The 18,135-nt window shown below is 70.9% G+C and carries 15 protein-coding genes and 1 pseudogene; 8 read left to right on the forward strand and 8 right to left on the reverse strand.

All coding sequences use genetic code 11. The annotated features are described in order from the left end of the window. Window positions 1-261 precede the first annotated feature (261 nt). Window positions 262-1,140, reverse strand: coding sequence for a helix-turn-helix domain-containing protein (locus GXW74_RS22855; RefSeq protein ID WP_211848908.1), 879 nt, complete (start codon window positions 1,138-1,140; stop codon window positions 262-264). 151 nt (window positions 1,141-1,291) lie between these two features. Beyond that, entirely contained in the window at window positions 1,292-2,176 is an 885-nt protein-coding gene (locus tag GXW74_RS22860; RefSeq protein ID WP_211848909.1) for a 2-hydroxy-3-oxopropionate reductase, read from the reverse strand. A gap of 411 nt (window positions 2,177-2,587) precedes the next feature. On the opposite strand from GXW74_RS22860, the gene GXW74_RS22865 reads away from it, so the two are divergent. Beyond that, window positions 2,588-3,049, forward strand: coding sequence for a hypothetical protein (locus tag GXW74_RS22865; protein WP_211848910.1), 462 nt, complete (start codon window positions 2,588-2,590; stop codon window positions 3,047-3,049). On the opposite strand, the gene otnI is transcribed toward GXW74_RS22865, so the two are convergent. After that, the gene (gene otnI, locus GXW74_RS22870) at window positions 3,037-3,816 is read right to left on the reverse strand and encodes a 2-oxo-tetronate isomerase (RefSeq protein WP_211848911.1); all 780 of its coding nucleotides are present in this window, start codon (window positions 3,814-3,816) and stop codon (window positions 3,037-3,039) included. The genes GXW74_RS22865 and otnI overlap by 13 nt on opposite strands. Window positions 3,817-4,034: 218 nt before the next feature. Here otnI and GXW74_RS22875 point away from each other — a divergent pair, with 218 nt between their 5' ends. The 6 genes from GXW74_RS22875 (at window position 4,035) to GXW74_RS22900 (ending at window position 10,738) form a co-directional block, all read left to right on the forward strand. Then, a complete protein-coding gene (locus GXW74_RS22875; RefSeq protein ID WP_211848912.1) occupies window positions 4,035-5,123 on the forward strand; it encodes an AI-2E family transporter in 1,089 nt (362 codons plus the stop codon). Window positions 5,124-5,184: 61 nt separating this feature from the next. Then, window positions 5,185-6,774: an ABC transporter substrate-binding protein gene (locus GXW74_RS22880; protein WP_211848913.1), complete on the forward strand. Its 1,590-nt coding sequence runs from the start codon at window positions 5,185-5,187 to the stop codon at window positions 6,772-6,774. Window positions 6,775-6,826: 52 nt separating this feature from the next. Further along, complete coding sequence (locus tag GXW74_RS22885) at window positions 6,827-7,810, forward strand: ABC transporter permease (RefSeq protein ID WP_211848914.1); 984 nt, start codon at window positions 6,827-6,829, stop codon at window positions 7,808-7,810. 3 nt (window positions 7,811-7,813) lie between these two features. Beyond that, window positions 7,814-8,728, forward strand: a complete 915-nt coding sequence (locus tag GXW74_RS22890) for an ABC transporter permease (protein ID WP_211848915.1) — start codon at window positions 7,814-7,816, stop codon at window positions 8,726-8,728. Next, window positions 8,728-9,714: an ABC transporter ATP-binding protein gene (locus GXW74_RS22895; RefSeq protein ID WP_211848916.1), complete on the forward strand. Its 987-nt coding sequence runs from the start codon at window positions 8,728-8,730 to the stop codon at window positions 9,712-9,714. The genes GXW74_RS22890 and GXW74_RS22895 overlap by 1 nt, the downstream gene beginning before the upstream one ends. Further along, entirely contained in the window at window positions 9,707-10,738 is a 1,032-nt protein-coding gene (locus GXW74_RS22900) for an ABC transporter ATP-binding protein (protein WP_338148307.1), read from the forward strand. The genes GXW74_RS22895 and GXW74_RS22900 overlap by 8 nt, the downstream gene beginning before the upstream one ends. Before the next feature lie 391 nt (window positions 10,739-11,129). On the opposite strand, the gene ggt is transcribed toward GXW74_RS22900, so the two are convergent. Continuing rightward, on the reverse strand, window positions 11,130-12,827 hold the full coding sequence (gene ggt, locus GXW74_RS22905; protein ID WP_246523920.1) for a gamma-glutamyltransferase: 1,698 nt from the start codon (window positions 12,825-12,827) through the stop codon (window positions 11,130-11,132). On the opposite strand from ggt, the gene GXW74_RS22910 reads away from it, so the two are divergent. After that, the gene (locus GXW74_RS22910; protein ID WP_211848918.1) at window positions 12,826-13,218 is read left to right on the forward strand and encodes a YraN family protein; all 393 of its coding nucleotides are present in this window, start codon (window positions 12,826-12,828) and stop codon (window positions 13,216-13,218) included. The two genes, ggt and GXW74_RS22910, sit on opposite strands and share 2 nt — an antisense overlap. A gap of 42 nt (window positions 13,219-13,260) precedes the next feature. On the opposite strand, the gene GXW74_RS22915 is transcribed toward GXW74_RS22910, so the two are convergent. The 4 genes and pseudogenes from GXW74_RS22915 to GXW74_RS22930 all read right to left on the reverse strand — a co-directional run. Continuing rightward, complete coding sequence (locus tag GXW74_RS22915) at window positions 13,261-15,534, reverse strand: xanthine dehydrogenase family protein molybdopterin-binding subunit (RefSeq protein WP_211848919.1); 2,274 nt, start codon at window positions 15,532-15,534, stop codon at window positions 13,261-13,263. Continuing rightward, entirely contained in the window at window positions 15,534-16,013 is a 480-nt protein-coding gene (locus tag GXW74_RS22920; RefSeq protein WP_211848920.1) for a (2Fe-2S)-binding protein, read from the reverse strand. Before GXW74_RS22920 ends, GXW74_RS22915 begins: the two co-directional genes overlap by 1 nt. A gap of 3 nt (window positions 16,014-16,016) precedes the next feature. Next, window positions 16,017-16,886 carry an FAD binding domain-containing protein gene (locus tag GXW74_RS22925; RefSeq protein WP_246523921.1) on the reverse strand — a complete coding sequence of 290 codons (870 nt, stop codon included), beginning with the start codon at window positions 16,884-16,886 and terminating at the stop codon, window positions 16,017-16,019. A gap of 172 nt (window positions 16,887-17,058) precedes the next feature. Further along, window positions 17,059-18,135 (reverse strand): annotated as a pseudogene (locus GXW74_RS22930) (DUF4139 domain-containing protein); the annotation flags it as partial.

Here is an 18,135-nt window from a genome sequence, read left to right on the forward strand (position 1 = left end):
GTCGAAAGGCTGGCATGAGGCTTTTCGAGCCCTCGGACGCCGGGCGCAAACCTCCGGTTTGCCAGGCTTCGCCGGGCTGCCGGCGGGCCGCATTCCGGATCCCCGGCCACCTTGCAAGGCAAGGTGGCCGGGTGCCCGTCGCGGCTTCGGCACGGGTCACGAACTCGTGCCGCTCGTATCAGGCCGCCGGAGACCGCGATCGTCGATTGAGGCCGCACATGGCATGGCAGCGGGCAATGGCTTGGGTCGCTGGCATTCTGCTCATTCGGGGAAGGCGTCCCGGATCAGGCCGCGCAGCCGCGCCGCCGCTTCCGCGCCTTTGAGCGCATCACGCCAGGCGGCTTCGGCAACGCGCTGGTGGGTGCCGATGGCCTCGTCCGCGGCGGTGATGAAGGAGACGCCGTGGGTGGCGTTGGGGTGGGCGTCCGGCGGGAAGGCGCTGCCGACGATATGGGCGCGTTCCCGCCCGCGCAGCACCATGAAGGGCCCCGCCGGCTCGGCGCCGGAGATCAGCCCGAGTTGCAGGCCGATCGGCACGCTTTCCATCTGGTCGGCGATCGCCTCCGCCTCGGCGCGGGCGGCAAGGCGGCAGCGCATCCGGGCGCGCTCGGACAGCGCGAGGCCGGGCGCGACGCCCTCGGTCAGCATCCGGCGCAGCGACCCCTCGCCCAGGATGGCGATGATGTTGGGCTTGCGCGCCTGCTGCAGCTTCTTCCGCGCGATCAGCAGGCCGAGCATCTGCTCGACCTGGGTGCGCGCGAGCAGCCGGTCGGGCGAGGCGTCCGCGGCCTCGGTCCAGGCTTCCGCCAGCGCGCCGTCGAAGGCATCGGTCGAGACCGGGTAGCAGAGGGCGCCGCCCACCTGCAGCACCTGGTCGGCCTGTTCCTCGACCTGGCGCAGGCGCTCCTGGAAGGCGGCAGGGCGGCCGAAATACTCGACGCCGATGCCGAGCAGGGAAAGCGGCGAGATCTTCAGCAGCTCGGCCAGGCGGCGGATGGTGTCGAGCTTGATCACCTCCCCCTTCTCGTAGCGGTAGAGGGCGGCACGCGAAACACCGAGGCGGGCCGCGATCTCTTCCGCCCGCAGACCGGATTCCAGCCGGTAGGCCCGCAACTGCTGTCCGATTTCCGCGAAGCGCATGAATCACTCCCGAGCCATGGGGAGTGTCAAGCTACATGAGGCGACTTCCGATTTCGAGACAGTTTCGCACGAGAGGCGCTTCAGGCTCGGAAACGCGCATCGGTTTCATGCGGTGGCACGGGCCTCCCGAACGGGGGAGGCCCGCGACGCGTCAGGCGTCCTCGGCGACCTTGTGGGCGGCGAGCGTCTCGAGCGCCTTCACGAGGCCGGAATGGTCGAGCTCCGCCCCGCCTGCCGCCGCCACCGCGGCGAAGAGCTGCTGGGTCGAGGCGGTGTTGGGCAGCGCCACGCCGAGATCCCGCCCGGCGGCCAGCGCGAGGTTCAGGTCCTTCTGGTGCAGCCGGATGCGGAAGCCGGGGGCGAAGGTGCGCTTGATCATCCGCTCCCCGTGCAGTTCGAGGATGCGGGAGGTGGCGAGCCCGCCCATCAGCGCCTGGCGCACCTTGGCCGGATCGGCGCCGGCCTTGGAGGCGAAGGTCAGCGCCTCGGCCACCGCCTCGATGGTCAGCGCCACGATGATCTGGTTGGCGACCTTGCAGGTCTGCCCGGCGCCGACCGGCCCGACCAGGGTGATGTTCTTGCCCATCGCCTCGAACAGCGGCTTCGCGCGGGCGAAGGCGGCCTCGCTGCCGCCGACCATGATGGTGAGGCTCGCCTGCTTCGCGCCGACCTCGCCGCCGGAGACCGGCGCGTCGAGGTAGTCGCCGCCCTTGGCCGCGATCTTCTCGGCGAAGGCCTTGGTCGCGGTCGGGCTGATCGAGGACATGTCGATCACCAGCGTGCCGGCCTTCAGCCCTTCGGCGACGCCGCCGGCGCCGAACAGCACGGCCTCCACGTCGGGGGTGTCGGGCAGCATCAGGATGACCACCTCGGCGCCCGCCGCGGCGGTGCTCGCATCCGGGGCGACGGCGAAGGCGGCGCGGTCCTCGGCGGTCAGGCTCCTGCGCTCGACGACGGTGATCTCGTGGCCGGCGGCCTTGAGGTGGCCGGCCATGGGGCGGCCCATGATGCCGAGGCCGATGAAGGCGATCTTCATGCGCTTCTCTCCGAAAACCGCGGACGGGTCCGATGCGGGCAAGGGCGCCGAGCCTGCCGTCCGAGCCTGAGACATAGCCGACCCCCGGCGCCGCGAACATGCGGCGGGCCGGGCCTGGCGGGCGATGAGGGATGGGCACCGGCACCGCCCGGCGGAAAGCCCATCACGCCCGGAGCTGTCGCCCGGTGACGGATCCCCGGCGGCGCGCGGCACGACTCGGAAACCTGCGATCGGGTGGTGCATGTCAATAGGTTTCTTGGTAATGATATGCGTGAGGTGGTCGTAAAAATGATGCATCCGCCCGTCCCGTGCCGCCTGGCTGGCCCGCGCCGAACGATCGCGGCGCTGCTTCTGGGCCTTGGCCTCCTGGCCCCGCCACACGGCGCGGTTGCGCAGGACAGCTTCGTTCGCGTGGCGGATGCGGCGACCGGGCAGCCCATCCTCTCGGTGATCGGGACGGGGCTCGGCGATCCCTTCTCGAGCCTCAGGCTCGACCTTGCCTGTCCGGCGCGGTTCGTCTGGCCGCTCGATGTCACCGGCGGGGCGTTTCCGCTCGGCGCGCCCGTCCGCTTCGGTCTCGGCGAGCGCCGGGGGGATTGGTACGAGGTGCACCTGCGCGCCGCGGAACTCGAACCGGGTGGCCGGCTGCGCCTCGATCTCGATCGTGCCTCCTTCCGCGGCGCGCTGGCCCGGGCACGGGGCGGCGAGCCGGTCTCCCCGGGCGCCGAAGCCATCCTGCTGATCGGCGAGACGCAGGGCCTCGTCGTGAACCTCGATGCGCTGGTCGAGGAGATGTCGGACTTCGCCCGTGCCTGCGAACCGGCACTGGCCGATCCGCGGCAGGGGCCTGGCCCGGTCGCCTATGCGCGATAGGGCTTGAACCACCCGAGGCCCGCCGCCGTCTCCCCGGCCGGGCGGTATTCGCAGCCGATCCAGCCGCGGAAGCCGAGCGCGTCGATGCGTTCGAACACGAAGGGCCAGTTGACCTCTCCGGTGCCGGGTTCGTTGCGCCCCGGATTGTCGGCGACCTGCATGTGGGCGATCAGCGCCAGGTGCTTCTCGACCCGCTTGACGATGTCCCCCTCGGTGATCTGGCAATGGTAGAGGTCGAACTGCATGCCGAGCTTCCCGGGGCCGACCGCGGCGATGATCGCCGCCGCCTGGTCGGTGGTGTTGAGGAAGAAGCCCGGGATGTCGCGGTGGTTGATCGGCTCGATCACCGGCTTCACGCCCGCCTTGGCGCATTCCTCCGCCGCCCAGGCGAGGTTGGCGCCATAGGTCGCGGTCAGCGTGTCGTGCGGCACGCCCTCCGGCTTCAGCCCGGCCATGAGGTGCAGCCGCGGGCAGGCGAGGGCGGTGGCGTAATCGAGCGCCTTCAGGACGGCGTCGCGGAATTCCTGCTGCCGGCCGGGCAGGGCGGCCATGCCGCGCTCGCCCTTGGTCCAGTCCCCCGGCGGCGCATTGAACAGCACCTGGGCGAGCCCGTTGTCCTTCAGCCGCGCGGCGATCTCGGATGCCGGGAAATCGTAGGGGAAGAGGAACTCCACAGCCTTGAAGCCGGCCTTCGCGGCCAGCGCGAAGCGGTCGAGGAACGGCACCTCGTTGAACATCATGGAGAGGTTCGCGGCGAAGCGAGGCATGGCGGTTCCCCCTGGTCTGCGGTGCGCGGAGGCTAGAGCGGTTTCCGCGGGAGTGGAAACCGGGCCGGAACCGGAGCGCGGGCGGGGGCCGGGCGAAGGGATGAGTCCCGGCCCGGCGATCCGCTTCCGGCATGGGGGTGTCGCTCCCTCGATCCGCGCCTGCCGGCGGCCGTGCCCCGCGCCTCGCGCCGCGGCCGGGCTTGGGGCAGGATGGCGCCATGGCCATGAACACCCCACGCGCGGCGCGGCTCATCGGGATCGCTGCCCTGGCGGGCCTCGCCATCGCCTGCCTGCTGGTGCTGCGGCCGTTCATCTCCTCGCTGCTCTGGGCGGTGATCCTCGCCTTCTCGACCTGGCCGCTCTTCGCCTTCCTGCGCGAGAGGACGCGGCTGTCGCCGAGCTTCGCCGCGGCGGTGATGGTGGCGGCGATGTTCCTGCTGGTCGGCCTTCCCATCGTGCTCGCCGCGCCGACGCGACGGGAGGAGATCGAGGCGCTGAGCACCTCCATCGAGGGCCTGCTGACCGAGGGCCTGCCCGGTCTGGGCGCCTGGCTCGCCGGGTTGCCGGTGGTCGGCGGCTGGATCCGCACCTGGATCGGCGATGCGGAATTCGACCTGCTCGGCCTCGCCGGCCTGCTGCGGCCGCATACCGGGACGATCACGCAGCAGGCGGTGGCGGTGCTGCTGGCGGTGCTCTCGGGGATCGCCGAACTGTTGCTGGCGATCTTCCTCGCCTTCTTCTTCTATCGCGACGGCCCGGCCATCGCCGGGCGGGTGAAGGCGCTGATGGGGCGCCTCGGCGGGGAGACCGGCATCCGGATGCTGCGCCTGGCCGCGAGCGTGACACGGGGCGTGGTCTGGGGGCTGGTGGGCACGGCGGTCGCGCAGGGCGCGCTGACGGCGATCGGGCTCTGGATCTCGGGCGTGCCGCAGCCTCTGCTGCTCGCGGTGGTGGCCGGCGTGATCTCGATTTTCCCGGTGGGGGCGCCGCTGGTCTGGATCCCGGCCAGCCTTTGGCTGCTCACCCAGGGGCAGACGGGGTGGGGGATCTTCATGGCGCTGTATGGGGGCCTCGTCATCTCCTCGGTGGACAATGTGATCCGGCCCTGGATGATCGCGCGCGGGGCGGACCTGCCGCTGCTGCTGACCCTGCTCGGGGCGCTGGGGGGCGTGCTTGCCTTCGGCTTTCTCGGGCTTTTTCTGGGGCCTGTTGTGCTGGCGGTGGGGTTCACCCTCATGCTGGAATTCGCCGGTGGCGCGGAAGACGGCCCCGAGGCCCCTTCCGCGCTGCCGCCGGCAGCCTTATAGCCGCCGGCTTCTGGGAGAAGGGCTGGCCCATCGGGGGGCCGGCGGAACGGGAGATCAGGGAATGCGGAAGCTGCTGATGGCGGCGGCGCTGGCCATGGGGTTGGGCGTCGTCCTGGGCGGGGCGGAGGCGCACACCGTGCGCTGGGCGGCATCGGGCGATCCGAACACCATGGATCCGCACAGCCAGAATGTCGGCACCGTCACGATGGTGTTGCAGCAGATCTACGATCCGCTGATCGCCCGCGACCAGAATCTCGGCCTGGCGCCGGGCCTGGCGACGCGCTGGGAACAGCAGGAACCGAACCGCTGGCGCTTCTGGCTGCGGCCGGGCGTGAAGTTCCACGAAGGCCAGGCCTTCACCGCGGACGACGTGGTCTTCACCATCACGCGCGCGCAGCAGCCGACCTCCAACTACGCCATCTACGTGGACACGATCGAGCGTTCCGTGCAGGTCGAGCCGCTGGTGGTGGACGTCATCACCCGCGTGCCGGATCCGATCCTGCCGAACAAGATCGCCTCGATCCTGATCATGTCGCGCAGCTGGGCGGAGCAGAACAACTCCACCCGCCCGCAGAACACCCGCGCGCGGGAGGAGATGCACACCACCCGCAACACCAACGGCACCGGCGCCTTCCGGCTGCAGTCGCGCGAGCCCGACGTGCGCACCGTGATGGCGCGCAACAACGACTGGTGGGGCTGGCAGGAGCCGGCGAGCCAGGAAGGCAACGTCACCGAGATCGTCTACCGGCCGATCTCCTCCGACGCGACGCGCATCGCCGCGCTGCTGTCGGGCGAGGTGGACTTCGTGCTCGACCCGCCGCTGCAGGACCTGAACCGGCTGCGCCAGGCCCAGGGCATCCGCGTGCTCGAAGGACCCGAGGTGCGCACCATCTTCATCGCGATGGACGTGCACCGGGATGAGCTGCAGTATTCCGACGTGCGCGGGCGCAACCCGTTCAAGGACCTGCGGGTGCGCCAGGCGCTCTATCACGCGATCGACATCCAGGCGATCCACCGCACGACCATGCGGGGCCAGTCGGTGGTGACGGGCACGCTGTTCCCGCCGCAGGTCAACGGCTACACCCAGTCCGAGGATGTCCGGCTGCCCTACGACCAGGCGCGCGCCCGCGCGCTGCTGGCCGAGGCGGGCTATCCCAACGGCTTCGAGATCACGCTCGACTGCCCGAACAACCGCTACATCAACGACGAGCAGATCTGCCAGGCGATCGTCGCCATGTGGGCGCGCGTCGGCGTGCGGGCGCGGCTGAACGCCATGCCGCTCGGGCCGTTCTTCGCCAAGATCCAGCGCGAGGACAGCTCGATCTACCTGCTCGGCTGGGGCGTGCCGACGCTCGATGCGCTCTATTCCTTCCAGTCGCTGCTGCGCACCCGTGACGGCGGGCATGGCAACGGCATCTGGAACTACGGGCGCTATTCCAACCCGCGCATGGACCAGCTCATCGAGATCATGGTGAACCAGTCCGGCGAGGCGCGGAACGCTGCGATCCGCGAGGCGCTGCGCATCTACCGCGAGGACGTGCCGCATATCCCCCTGCACCACCAGATGATCCCCTGGGCGATGCGCTCGAACCTCGCCATCCCGCACATGGCGAACAACCAGCCCTACTTCCGCTGGGCGCGCATGAACTGAATGAACCGCGGGCGCGGCGGCCATCCCGCCGCGCCCGCGCCGGAGTGATGCAATGTTCGCCTTCATCATCAGCCGTATCCTGCAGGCAGTTCCGGTCATGCTGACCGTGGCGCTGATCTCCTTCGCCATGTTCGCCTATGTCGGCGACCCGGTGGCGATCATGCTGGGGCAGGACTTCACCGAAGCGCAGCGCGACGCCCTTGTCCGCGACCTCGGCCTGGACCAGCCCTTCTGGATGCAGTTCGCGCATTTCGTCGCGAACGCCGTGCAGGGCGAGTTCGGCCTGTCCTACCGCCTGTCCCGCCCGGTCGCCGACCTGATCGCGGAACGCGCGCCGGCGACGCTGGAGCTTGCGTTCTGCGCCGCGGGGATCGCCCTGCTGGTGGGCCTGCCGATGGGGGTCTACACCGGCCTCTACCGCAATTCCTGGCTGTCGCGCTTCTTCCTCACCTTCAGCCTGATCGGCGTGTCGCTGCCGACCTTCCTCATCGGCATCCTGCTGATCCTGGTCTTCGCGGTCTGGCTCGGCTGGCTGCCCTCCTTCGGGCGCGGCGACACCGTGCGCATCGGCTGGTGGACCACCGGCTTCCTCACCTGGTCGGGCATCAAGGCGCTGATCCTGCCGGCGATCACCCTGGGGCTGTTCCAGCTCACGCTGATCATGCGGCTGGTGCGGGCGGAGATGCTGGAGGTGCTGCGCACCGACTACATCAAGTTCGCCCGCGCCCGCGGCCTGCCGAACCGGGCGGTGCATTTCGGCCATGCCCTGAAGAACACCATGGTGCCGGTCATCACCATCGTCGGCCTGCAGCTCGGCGCCATCATCGCCTTCGCCATCGTCACCGAGACGGTGTTCCAGTGGCCGGGGATGGGGCTGCTCTTCATCCAGTCCGTCGGCGCGGCCGACATCCCGGTGATGAGCGCCTACCTGATGCTGATCGCCCTGGTCTTCGTCAGCATCAACCTGATCGTGGACCTGCTCTACTACGCCGTGGACCCCAGGCTGCGCATCGGCCGCGGGCAGGGGGGGCACTGAACCATGACCGCCGCCATGAAGCGCTTTCTCGACTCCGACCTCTGGTGGTCCTTCACGCGGTCCCCGGTGACGGTGCTCTCCGCCGTGGTCGCATTGGTGTGTGTCCTCGGCGCGGCGCTCGCGCCCGTGATCGCGCCGCACAACCCCTTCGACCTCGCCTCGCTGAACCTGATCGACGCCTTCAAGCCGCCCGCCTGGGACGAGGAGGGGGTGCGCGAATACCTCCTCGGCACGGATGACCAGGGGCGGGACGTGCTCTCGGCCATCATGTACGGGGCGCGGGTGTCGCTGCTGGTGGGGCTTTCGGCCACGCTGTTCGCGACGCTGCTCGGGGTCTCGCTCGGCCTGCTCGCGGGCTATGCCGGCGGCGCGCTGGACAGCCTGCTGATGCGCATCTGCGACATCCAGCTCACCTTCCCCTCGATCCTGGTGGCGCTGCTGGTGGACGGCATCACCCGCGCGGCCCTGCCGCGCGAGCTGCACGACCAGATCGCGCTCTTCGTCGTGATCTTCGCCATCGGCATCAGCGAATGGCCGAAATTCGCCCGCACCGTGCGCGGATCGACGCTGGTCGAGCGCAACAAGGAATACGTCCAGGCGGCGCGCGTCATCGGCGTGCCGTCCGCGCGCATCATGGTCAGCCACGTGCTGCCCAACGTGGTCGGCCCCGTGCTGGTGGTGGCGACGCTGAACCTCGGCCTCGCCATCCTGTCGGAGGCGACGCTGTCCTTCCTCGGCGTCGGCGTGCCGCCGACCCAGCCCTCGCTCGGTACCCTCATCCGCATCGGCAACGACTTCCTGTTCAGCGGCGAGTGGTGGATCACGATCTTCCCGGGCCTCGCGCTGATCGCGATGGTGCTGTCGGTCAACCTCCTGGGCGACTGGCTGCGCGACGCCCTCAATCCGAAGCTCCGCTGATGTCGAACGCTCCTCCTCTCCTCCAGGTGAAGAACCTGCGCGTCGAGTTCCCGACGCGGCGCGGCACGCTGGTCGCGCTCGACGATGTCTCCTTCGACATCGCGCCGGGCGAGGTGCTCGGCGTCGTCGGTGAATCCGGTGCCGGCAAGTCGATGACCGGCGCGGCCATCATCGGACTGCTCGAACCGCCCGGCCGCATCGCCAGGGGCGAGATCCTGCTGAACGGAAGGCGCATCGACAACCTCCGCTACGAGGAGATGCGCCGCATCCGCGGCAAGGAGATCGGTGCGATCTTCCAGGACCCGCTGACCACGCTGAACCCGCTCTACACGGTCGGCCGGCAGTTGGTGGAGACGATGACCACCCACCTGCCGATCGGCCCGGCCGAGGCCCGCAAGCGCGCCATCGGCTGGCTCGAGATGGTGGGCATCCCGGCCGCCGCGCAGCGCATCGACAGCTACCCGCACGAATTCTCGGGCGGCATGCGCCAGCGCGTGGTGATCGCGCTGGCGCTGTGCGCCGAACCCCGCCTGATCGTGGCGGACGAGCCGACCACCGCGCTCGACGTCTCCATCCAGGCCCAGGTCATCGCGCTGCTGAAGACGCTGGCGCGGGAGAAGGGCACGGCGATGATGCTGGTGACGCACGACATGGGCGTGATCGCCGAGACCGCCGACCGCGTCGCCGTCATGTATGCGGGCCGCATCGCCGAGATCGGCCCGGTCCGCGAGGTGGTGAAGCACGCCAACCACCCCTATTCCGAGGGGCTGATGGCATCCATCCCGCCGCTCGACCGGCGCGTCGAGAGGCTCGCGCAGATCGACGGCGCCATGCCGCGGCTGTCCGCGATCCCGCGCGGCTGCGCCTACAACCCGCGCTGCCCGCAGGTCTTCGACAAGTGCAGGGCGCTGCGTCCCGATCTGATCAATGCCGGCACGACCCAGGCCGCCTGCTGGCTCTATGACACGGAGACGGCCCGTGACTGACGCGACGCCGATGTTCGAGGCGCGCGACCTGACGCGCCACTTCGACGTGTCCCGCCCCTTGCTCCAGCGCATGGTCGCGCGGGAGGGCAGGCGCATCCTGCGCGCGGTGGACGGCGTTTCCTTCGCCATCCCGCGGGGCACGACGCTGTCGCTGGTCGGCGAATCCGGCTGCGGGAAATCCACCGTCGCTCGGCTTTCGGTCGGTCTCTACGGCCCGACCGCGGGCAGCGTGATCTTCGACGGGCGGGATCTCGCGCAGGCGCGCGCCATGGCCGACCAGCGCCGGCGCATGCAGATGATCTTCCAGGATCCCTACGCCTCGCTGAACCCGCGCTGGCGTGTCGCCGACATCATCGCCGAGCCGATCCGCGCCTTCGGCCTGGTGCAGACGCGCGGGGAACAGGAGCTCCGCGTCGCGGAGCTGCTGACCCAGGTGGGGCTCTCCCCGCTCGACGGGCAGAAATTCCCGCATGAATTCTCGGGCGGCCAGCGCCAGCGCATCTCCATCGCGCGCGCGCTGTCGTCGAACCCGGAATTCCTGGTCTGCGACGAGCCGACCTCGGCGCTCGACGTCTCCGTGCAGGCGCAGATCCTGAACCTGATGAAGGAGCTGCAGCAGCGGCTGGGGCTGACCTACCTGTTCATCAGCCACAACCTGGCGGTGGTGCGGCAGGTCAGCGACCGCATCGGGGTGATGTATCTCGGGCGGCTGGCGGAGCTCTCGCCGGCGGAGAGCCTGTTCAGGCGGCCGCGCCATCCCTACACGCGGGCGCTGATGGAAGCGATCCCGGACCTCGACATGACGGGGCGTGAACGCATCCCCGTCGGCGGCGAGGTGCCGTCGCCGATCTCCCCGCCATCCGGCTGCGCCTTCCATCCGCGATGCCCGCTGGCGAATGACCGCTGCAAGATGGAACGGCCGGACCTCAAACCGGCGGGGGACGCGATGGTGGCGTGCCACGCGGTGGAGGAGGGGCGCGACGACGCCATGCCGCTGCCGGCGATCGCGCGGGACGCGGCGTAGGGGCGTATTCCCCGGGGAAGGGCTTTGCCCTCCCCCGGACCCCCCCACCAAAGGCCGAAAGGCCTTTGGAAACCATGAGATTCATCGGGGAATTCGGCGGGCATGGCGCCCCGGCAACGCCGGTTGCGCCGGTGATGCCCTTCGCCGAATTTCCCGACCGGGTTCCGGTGTCCAGAGGCCTTTCGGCCTCTGGCGGGGTGACACGAGCGGCACGAGTTCTTGACTCGTGCCGAGGCCGCGAATGCGGCCCGCCGGTGGTCCGGCGAAGCCAAGCAAACCGGAGGTTTGCGCCCGGCGTCTGAGGGCACGAAAAGCCTCATGCCAGCGGTCGCGAACAGCGGCCGATGGTATGAGGTCCGGAGAGGGGCGGCGCCCCTCTCCGGGAGCGGCCCTACTCCCCGATCGCCACGCCTTCCCGCCGCGGATCCGCCCCGCCCAGCAACCCGTCCGGCGTGACGCGAATGATCTGCAGCCCGGAATTCATCTCCCGGATCTGCACCTCATGCCCCCGCGCGCGCAGCGCCGGCGCGAGGCCGGCTGCCGGCGTATCCGCCTCGAGTTCCACGGCCCCGCCGAGCGTGCCGACATGCGGCAGCGACGCTGCCTCCTGCGGCGACAGCCCCCAGTCGAGCAGCGCCACCAGCGACTGCGCGACATAGCCGATGATGCGCGCCCCGCCCGGCGAACCCGTCACGGCGTAGAGCTTGCCCTCGCCATCCAGCACGATGGTCGGCGACATGGACGACCTCGGCCGCTTGCCGCCCTCCACCCGGTTCGCGACGGGCCGCCCGTTCTGTTCCGGCGCGAAGGAGAAATCGGTCAGCTCGTTGTTCAGCATGAAGCCGCGCACCATGACGCGCGCGCCGAACAGCGCCTCGATGGTGGTGGTCATCGCCACGGCGTTGCCGTCGCCGTCGACGATCGAGACATGGCTGGTCCCGGCCTCGAAATCCTGGAGCTGGGGCGCGTACCTCGCCTCCCGCCAGGGCGGGTTGCCGGCGCGCGGCGATGCCGCGGCCCGGTCGCGGTCGATGAGTTGCGCCCGCGCCGTCAGGTAGCCCGGATCCACCAGCCCCCGCACCGGCACCGAAACGAAGTCCGGATCGGCGAGGTAAGCCGCCCGGTCGGCGAAGGCGAGCCGCCCCGCCTCCGCCACCAGGTGCGCGGCATCCGCCCCGCGCGGGTCCATGCGCGGCAGGTCGAAATGCCCGAGCAGCCCGAGGATCTGTGCCACCGCCACGCCGCCCGAGGATGCCGGCGGGAAGCCGCAGATCCGGAAGCGCCGGTAGCCGGTGCACACGGCCTCGCGCCGCCTTGGCGCGTAGGTGGACAGATCCGTCGCCGCCATCACGCCGGGATTGGCCGGATGGCCGGTGACGGCGGCAAGGATGGCTTCCGCGACCGGACCCTGCGCCAGGGCGAGGGCGCCCTGGCTCGCGATGGCGCGCAGCGTCTCCGCCAGCGCCGGGTTGCGCAGCCGGTACCCCGCCGGCAGCGGCAGCCCCTGTGCGTCGAGGAAATACGCCGCCGCCCCGGGGTCGAGCCGCAGCCGCGCCATGTCGGAAGCGATGTCCCGCGCCAGCCGCTCGCTGATCGGGAAGCCTTCCTCCGCCAGGCCGATGGCGGGTTCGACCAGCCGTGCCCATGGCAGCCGCCCGTGTTCCCGGTGCGCCGCCTCCAGCATCGCGACCGTGCCCGGCACGCCGACCGCGCGTCCGCCGACCACGGCCTGCATGAAGGGCATCGGACGCCCGTCGCGCAGGAAGAGGTCCGGGCCCGCGGCGGCGGGCGCGGTCTCGCGCCCATCCCAGGCCGTCAGCCGGCCGCTGCCGCCGGCGAAATGCAGCAGGAAGGCGCCGCCGCCGATGCCGGAGGATTGGGGTTCCACCAGCGTCAGCACCATCTGCACGGCAACGGCGGCATCCACCGCGTTGCCGCCGTCCCGCAGCACGGCAAGCCCGGCCGCGGCCGCCAGCGGATGTCCCGCCGCGACCATGTGGCGGCGCGCGGGCTGTGCCTCCGCGATGCCGGTGAGAAGCAGAAGGACCAGGATGGCGCGGCGCAGGATCATCGCGACAGGATAGCGCATGTTCGAGTCCGCAGACCGCACCCGCCGCCTGCTGCGCGGCCGCCGTGCCGAGGCCTCCGGCCGCGATGCCGAGGCCATCGCCGCCGCCGCGCTGGCGCGGGAGGGCTGGTCCGTCCTCGCCCGCCGCGTCCGCACGCCGGCGGGCGAGATCGACCTGGTCGCCGAACGCGAAGCGCTGCTGGCTTTCGTCGAGGTGAAGGCGCGCCCGTCCCTGGCCGAGGCCGCCCATGCGCTCGGTGCGCGGCAGCGGGCGCGCCTGGTCGCCGCGGCGGAATGCTGGCTCGCGGCGAACCCCGGCCATGGCGCGGCCGGCATGCGCTTCGATGTGCTGGTCGTGGCGGCGGATGGCAGCACGCGCCGCATCGCCGATGCCTTCCGGCTCGGCGATTGAAGGGCAGGCGGGGCGCCCGCGACGGGGCGCCCCGCGCGGCGCTTACGGCTGTTCCAGCCGTTCCAGCACCTTCGGCGGCGACATCGGCAGGCTGGTGAAGCGCTTGCCGAGGGCGTCGTACACGGCGTTCGCGATCGCCGCGAGCGGCGGCACGATCGGCGCCTCGCCCACGCCGCGCACGCCCTGCGGGTGCTTCGGGTTCGGGATCTCGAGCATGATCGGCTCGATCATCGGCACGTCGGAGCAGACCGGCATGCGGTAGTCGAGGAAGCCCGCGTTATCGAGCTTGCCGTTCCGGTCGTAGAGGTATTCCTCCGACAGCGCCCAGCCGATGCCCTGCACCACGCCGCCCTGGATCTGTCCCTCCACATAGCTCGGGTGCAGGGCGCGGCCGACATCCTGCGCCGCCGTGTAGCGCAGCACGCGGATGATGCCGAGATCGACATCCACCTCGACATCCACGCAATGCGTGGCGAATCCCGGGTCGGCGCCGGTGGTGTTGAGCTGCACCTGGGTGCCGATCGGCCCGCCCATGTCGTTCGCGCGGGCGGCGAGTTCCTTGAGCGAGAGCGGGGGGAACTTGCCGGCATTGTCGCCGGCCGGCAGCGCCATGCCGTCCTGCCACTTGATCGCCTCGGCATCGATGTTCCAGATCTTCGCCGCGCGCTCCTTGAGCTGGCCGATCACCTTCTCGGTGGACAGCGTCGCCACCATGGCCGAGGCGAAGGTGACGCGGCTGCCGCCGGTGAGGTTGGAGAAGCCGATCGTCGCGGTGTCGCCGATCAGCACCGAGACGCGCTTGTGCTCGATGCCGAAGAGCTCGGCGACGACATTGGCGATGGAGGCGCGGCTGCCGCCGACATCCGGGTGGCCGGTCGTCACCACCACATTGCCGTCCTCGGTGATGTTCACCTGGACGGAGCTTTCGCCGCCGGCATTGTACCAGAAGCCGGAGGCGACGCCGCGGCCGCGCTTCACGCCGGGGCGGGGGTTCCGGTCGAGAGGCGCCGTGTAGTGCGGGTGCCTGCGGATGGCGTCCACCGTCTCGGCGAAGGTGACGTGGCCGAAGACCGGTCCGTAGATCGCCTTGTCCCCTTCCCTGGCGCTGTTCTTCAGGCGCATCTCCAGCGGATCGAGCCCGAGCTTCTCGGCGATCTCGTCGAGCACGCATTCGGTCGCGAAGGCGCCGAGCGGCGCGCCGGGCGCGCGATAGGCCGCGACCTTCGAGCGGTTCGACACCACGTCGTAGCCCACCGACAGCACGTTCGGGATGGCATAGGCCGCGAAGGAACAGCCCACCGGGCCGCGCAGCGGCGACCCCGGCAGGCCGCCGGCCTGGAGGTAGAAGGTGCCCTGCGCGGCGACGAGCGTGCCGTCCTTCTTCGCGCCGATCTTCACGGTGCTGAGCGAGCCCGGCGCCGGGCCGGTCGCGCGCATCACCTCCTCGCGCGTCATCACCATCTTCACCGGGCGGCCGGACTTCTTCGACAGCATCACCGCCACGGGTTCGAGGTAGATGATGGTCTTGGCGCCGAAGCCGCCGCCGATCTCGGCCGGGATGGCGCGGATGTCGCTCTGCGGGATGCCCGTCAGCAGCGAGGTCATGGCGCGCACCATGAACTGGCCCTGGGAGGAGGACCAGATCGTCACCCGCCCGTCCGCCGCATAGGACACGGTGCAGGCCTGCGGCTCGATGTAGCCCTGGTGCACCGGCCGGCTGTCGAAGGTGCGCTCGACGATGATGTCGGCGTCCTTGAAGCCCGCCTCGATGTCACCCGACTTCAGCACCATGGTGCCGGCGATGTTGGACGGCTTGCCCTCGAACTGAACGAAATCGTGCAGGATGGGCGCGTCGGGCCTGATCGCATCGGCGATGTCGATGACGTGGGGCAGGACCTCGTAGTCGACCTCGATCAGCTTGCAGGCCTCGGCGGCGATCTCCTCGCTCGTCGCGGCGACGGCGGCGATCGGGTGGCCGTGGAACAGCGCCTTCTCCCGCGCCATGACGTTGCGGCACATCCAGCGCATGTCCTGGATGCCGAGCATCACCGACTTGTCGAGCGGGAAGTCGACGATGTCCTTGTGGGTGACGACCGCCTTCACGCCGGCCAGCTTCTCGGCCTTCGAGGTGTCGATCGAGCGGATGCGGGCATGCGCGTGCGGGCTGCGCAGCACCTTGCCCCAGATCATGCCGGGCATGACGTTGTCGGCGGCATAGGCGGCGCGGCCCGTCACCTTGTCCGCGCCGTCGGGGCGGATGGTCCGCGCGCCGATCCACTTGTTGCCGATCACGTCCGGCTTGTTGATGACGTTCATCAGGCAGCCCCCCTCATCTCGGCAGCGGTTTCGAGGACGGCACGGACGATCTTGTCGTAGCCCGTGCAGCGGCAGAGGTTGCCGGCGAGCCAGAAGCGCACCTCCTCCTCCGTCGGGTCGGGATTCCTCTCCAGCAGCGAGCGGGAGGCCATCAGCACGCCCGGCGTGCAGATGCCGCATTGCAGCGCGGCCATCTCCAGGAACTTCTGCTGCAGCGGGTGCAGCTCCTCGCCATGGGCCATGCCCTCGATGGTGGCGATCTCATGCCCCTCGGCCTCGACCGCCAGCATCAGGCAGGAACAGACGAGCCGGCCGTCGACGGTGACGGAACATGCCCCGCAATCGCCCGACCCGCAGCCTTCCTTGCTGCCGGTCAGGCCGAGCGGCCCGCGCAGCGCATTGAGCAGCGTGTGGTGCGGCTCGCAGAGGAACTCCACGGGCTCGCCGTTGACGGTGGTGGTGACGTGCAGCTTCGCCATGGTTCAGGCCCCCCGGGCGCGGTCGGCGGCGATCGCGGCGGTGCGCTTCAGCAGCACGCCGGCGACCCTGGTGCGGTACGCGATGGTCCCGCGCTTGTCGTTGATCGGCCTGCAGGCGGCGGAGCAGGCGGCGGCGGCCGCGTCCAGCGCGGCATCCTCGAGCTTCGAGCCGACCAGCGCCTTCGCCGCGTCCTCGACCAGCAGCACGGTCGGCGCGACGGCGCCGAGGCCGACGCGCGCGGCCTTCACCACGCCGTTCTCGATCGTCAGGTTCACGCCGCAGCCGACCACGGCGATGTCCATCTCGGTGCGCGGGATCATGCGGAGATAGGCATCGCCCGACCCCTTCGGCCGCGGCGGCAGGGTGAAGGAGACGACGATCTCCCCCGGTGCCAGGTTGGTCCGCCCGGGACCGGCCGGCACGGCTTCGACCGGCAGGCTCCGCCGCCCGTCCGGACCCTGGATGGTCACGGCCGCGCCGGCGGCGACCATGGCCGGCACGCTGTCCCCGGCGGGGGAGGCGTTGCACAGGTTGCCGCCCGCCGAGGCGCGGCCCTGCACCTGGGTCGACCCGATCAGGTTGATCGCCTCCAGCACGCCCGGCCATGCCTTGCCGAAGCGCGGATGCTCGGCGAGCACCGCACCAGGCACGGCCGCGCCGATGACGAAACCGCCATCCGGGGTCTCCTGGATGGCGGTCATCTCCTCGATCTTCTTGATGTCGATGATGGTGCCCGGTCGCACCATGCCGGCGCGCATCTGCACGATCAGGTCGGTGCCGCCCGCCAGGATGCGCCCGGCGCCCGCCGCGGCGGCGTAGGCGCTCACCGCCTCATCGAGCGTTCGCGGCGCGAGGTATCGGATATCTGCCATTCCTGTCTTCCATCCCCATGCACCCCGTCCTTGCGGGGTGATGCCCCGGGCGTCGCAGAGCTGCGATGCCGGGTCCGGGGAGGAAGGCTAGGATGACCTGCCGTTCACCGATAGCCCCCCATCCCACCCGCCGGCCGGGCGCATGCGCCTCGCCGGCGGCTGGGCGGGAGGGTCAGGAACCGCGCTGCAGCAGCGCCACCACCGCGCGCTGCCAGGTTTCCCACGCCTGGTCGGCGGCGGTGCCGGCCTGGTCGGCTTCCCGGCTGGCGGCGTTGAGGCGCCGCCGGGCCTCCTGCAGTTCCGGCCCGGTGCGGTCCTCGGCCGCCTGGCGGGCGCGGCCGAGGGCCTGGTCGGCGCTGCGATAGGCGCGGGCCTTCATCCGCGCATCGTCGAGCAGCCGCCGCAGGTCCTGCATCGCCTCGACGACCGCGGCGAGATCGGCGCGGCCCGGCGCCTCGGCCGGGGTGCGGGCGAGGATGTCCTGCAGCCGTTCCAGCGTGCCGGGCCCGCCGGGCAGGCGGCGCAGGTTCTGCTCGATGTCGAATTGCTGCCAGCGCAGCAGGATCGGCTCGCCCAGGCCGCTGTCCCACAGCGGCGTGTCCTGCCGCACCGCGCGCTCGAAGGGCAGGCGGATGGTCCGGGTGGTGCCGTCCAGCGCCGCCTCGTGCCGCAGGCCGAAATCGCCCTCGGAGACGATGGGAAAGCGCGGCGTGGCGCCGGAGCGGCGCGGCACGTCGATCACCAGCATGCCGCGCGCGCCGCGCGGGTCGATGGCGATCGCCGTCTCCTCCGTGCGGGCGAGGTCGATGCTGACATAGCCGCGGCGCAGCGCGATGCGCGTCACCCGCTCGGTGGTGGAGGAAGACTGGCTGAACTGCACGTCGCGGTCGCGCGCGAAGGCGAGGATGCGCCCGTCGCCCGCGGGCATGGCGCGGATCTCGGCATCGCCCAGGAAGACGCCGGCTTCCGGCCCCTCGGCGCCATAGACGGTGGCAAGCCCGTCCGGCAGCGTGTGCTGGGAGGCGTTGCGGATGCGCACCGCCTGCAGCGGGTGGCGCGCGGCGAGATCCTGGATCCACCAGACGCGTTCCGCCGGCAGCCGGACATCGAGGAAGGGCACGTTCGCCGTCTGCCCGCTGCGGATGGTGACCGGCTCGGCGAGGACGAAGGCGACTCGGCCGGCGGAGGCCTCGGCGGTGGCCGCCGCGGCCGGCTGGGCCGGGGCAGCCGCCGCGCCGCCGGCCGGGGC

Origin of the sequence: Neoroseomonas eburnea (genome assembly GCF_018129005.1) — a bacterium.
GTDB lineage: Bacteria > Pseudomonadota > Alphaproteobacteria > Acetobacterales > Acetobacteraceae > Neoroseomonas > Neoroseomonas eburnea.

Excerpts from the sequence above, each read along its gene's own strand:
- GXW74_RS22920 (WP_211848920.1), bottom strand. The coding sequence starts at position 16,013 with ATGGCGAAGCTGCACGTCACCACCACCGTCAACGGCGAGCCCGTGGAG.
- GXW74_RS22875 (WP_211848912.1), top strand. The coding sequence starts at position 4,035 with ATGGCCATGAACACCCCACGCGCGGCGCGGCTCATCGGGATCGCTGCC.
- GXW74_RS22880 (WP_211848913.1), top strand. The coding sequence starts at position 5,185 with ATGCGGAAGCTGCTGATGGCGGCGGCGCTGGCCATGGGGTTGGGCGTC.
- otnI (WP_211848911.1), bottom strand. The coding sequence starts at position 3,816 with ATGCCTCGCTTCGCCGCGAACCTCTCCATGATGTTCAACGAGGTGCCG.
- GXW74_RS22910 (WP_211848918.1), top strand. The coding sequence starts at position 12,826 with ATGTTCGAGTCCGCAGACCGCACCCGCCGCCTGCTGCGCGGCCGCCGT.
- GXW74_RS22885 (WP_211848914.1), top strand. The coding sequence starts at position 6,827 with ATGTTCGCCTTCATCATCAGCCGTATCCTGCAGGCAGTTCCGGTCATG.
- ggt (WP_246523920.1), bottom strand. The coding sequence starts at position 12,827 with ATGCGCTATCCTGTCGCGATGATCCTGCGCCGCGCCATCCTGGTCCTT.
- GXW74_RS22855 (WP_211848908.1), bottom strand. The coding sequence starts at position 1,140 with ATGCGCTTCGCGGAAATCGGACAGCAGTTGCGGGCCTACCGGCTGGAA.
- GXW74_RS22890 (WP_211848915.1), top strand. The coding sequence starts at position 7,814 with ATGACCGCCGCCATGAAGCGCTTTCTCGACTCCGACCTCTGGTGGTCC.
- GXW74_RS22925 (WP_246523921.1), bottom strand. The coding sequence starts at position 16,886 with ATGGCAGATATCCGATACCTCGCGCCGCGAACGCTCGATGAGGCGGTG.
- GXW74_RS22860 (WP_211848909.1), bottom strand. The coding sequence starts at position 2,176 with ATGAAGATCGCCTTCATCGGCCTCGGCATCATGGGCCGCCCCATGGCC.
- GXW74_RS22895 (WP_211848916.1), top strand. The coding sequence starts at position 8,728 with ATGTCGAACGCTCCTCCTCTCCTCCAGGTGAAGAACCTGCGCGTCGAG.
- GXW74_RS22915 (WP_211848919.1), bottom strand. The coding sequence starts at position 15,534 with ATGAACGTCATCAACAAGCCGGACGTGATCGGCAACAAGTGGATCGGC.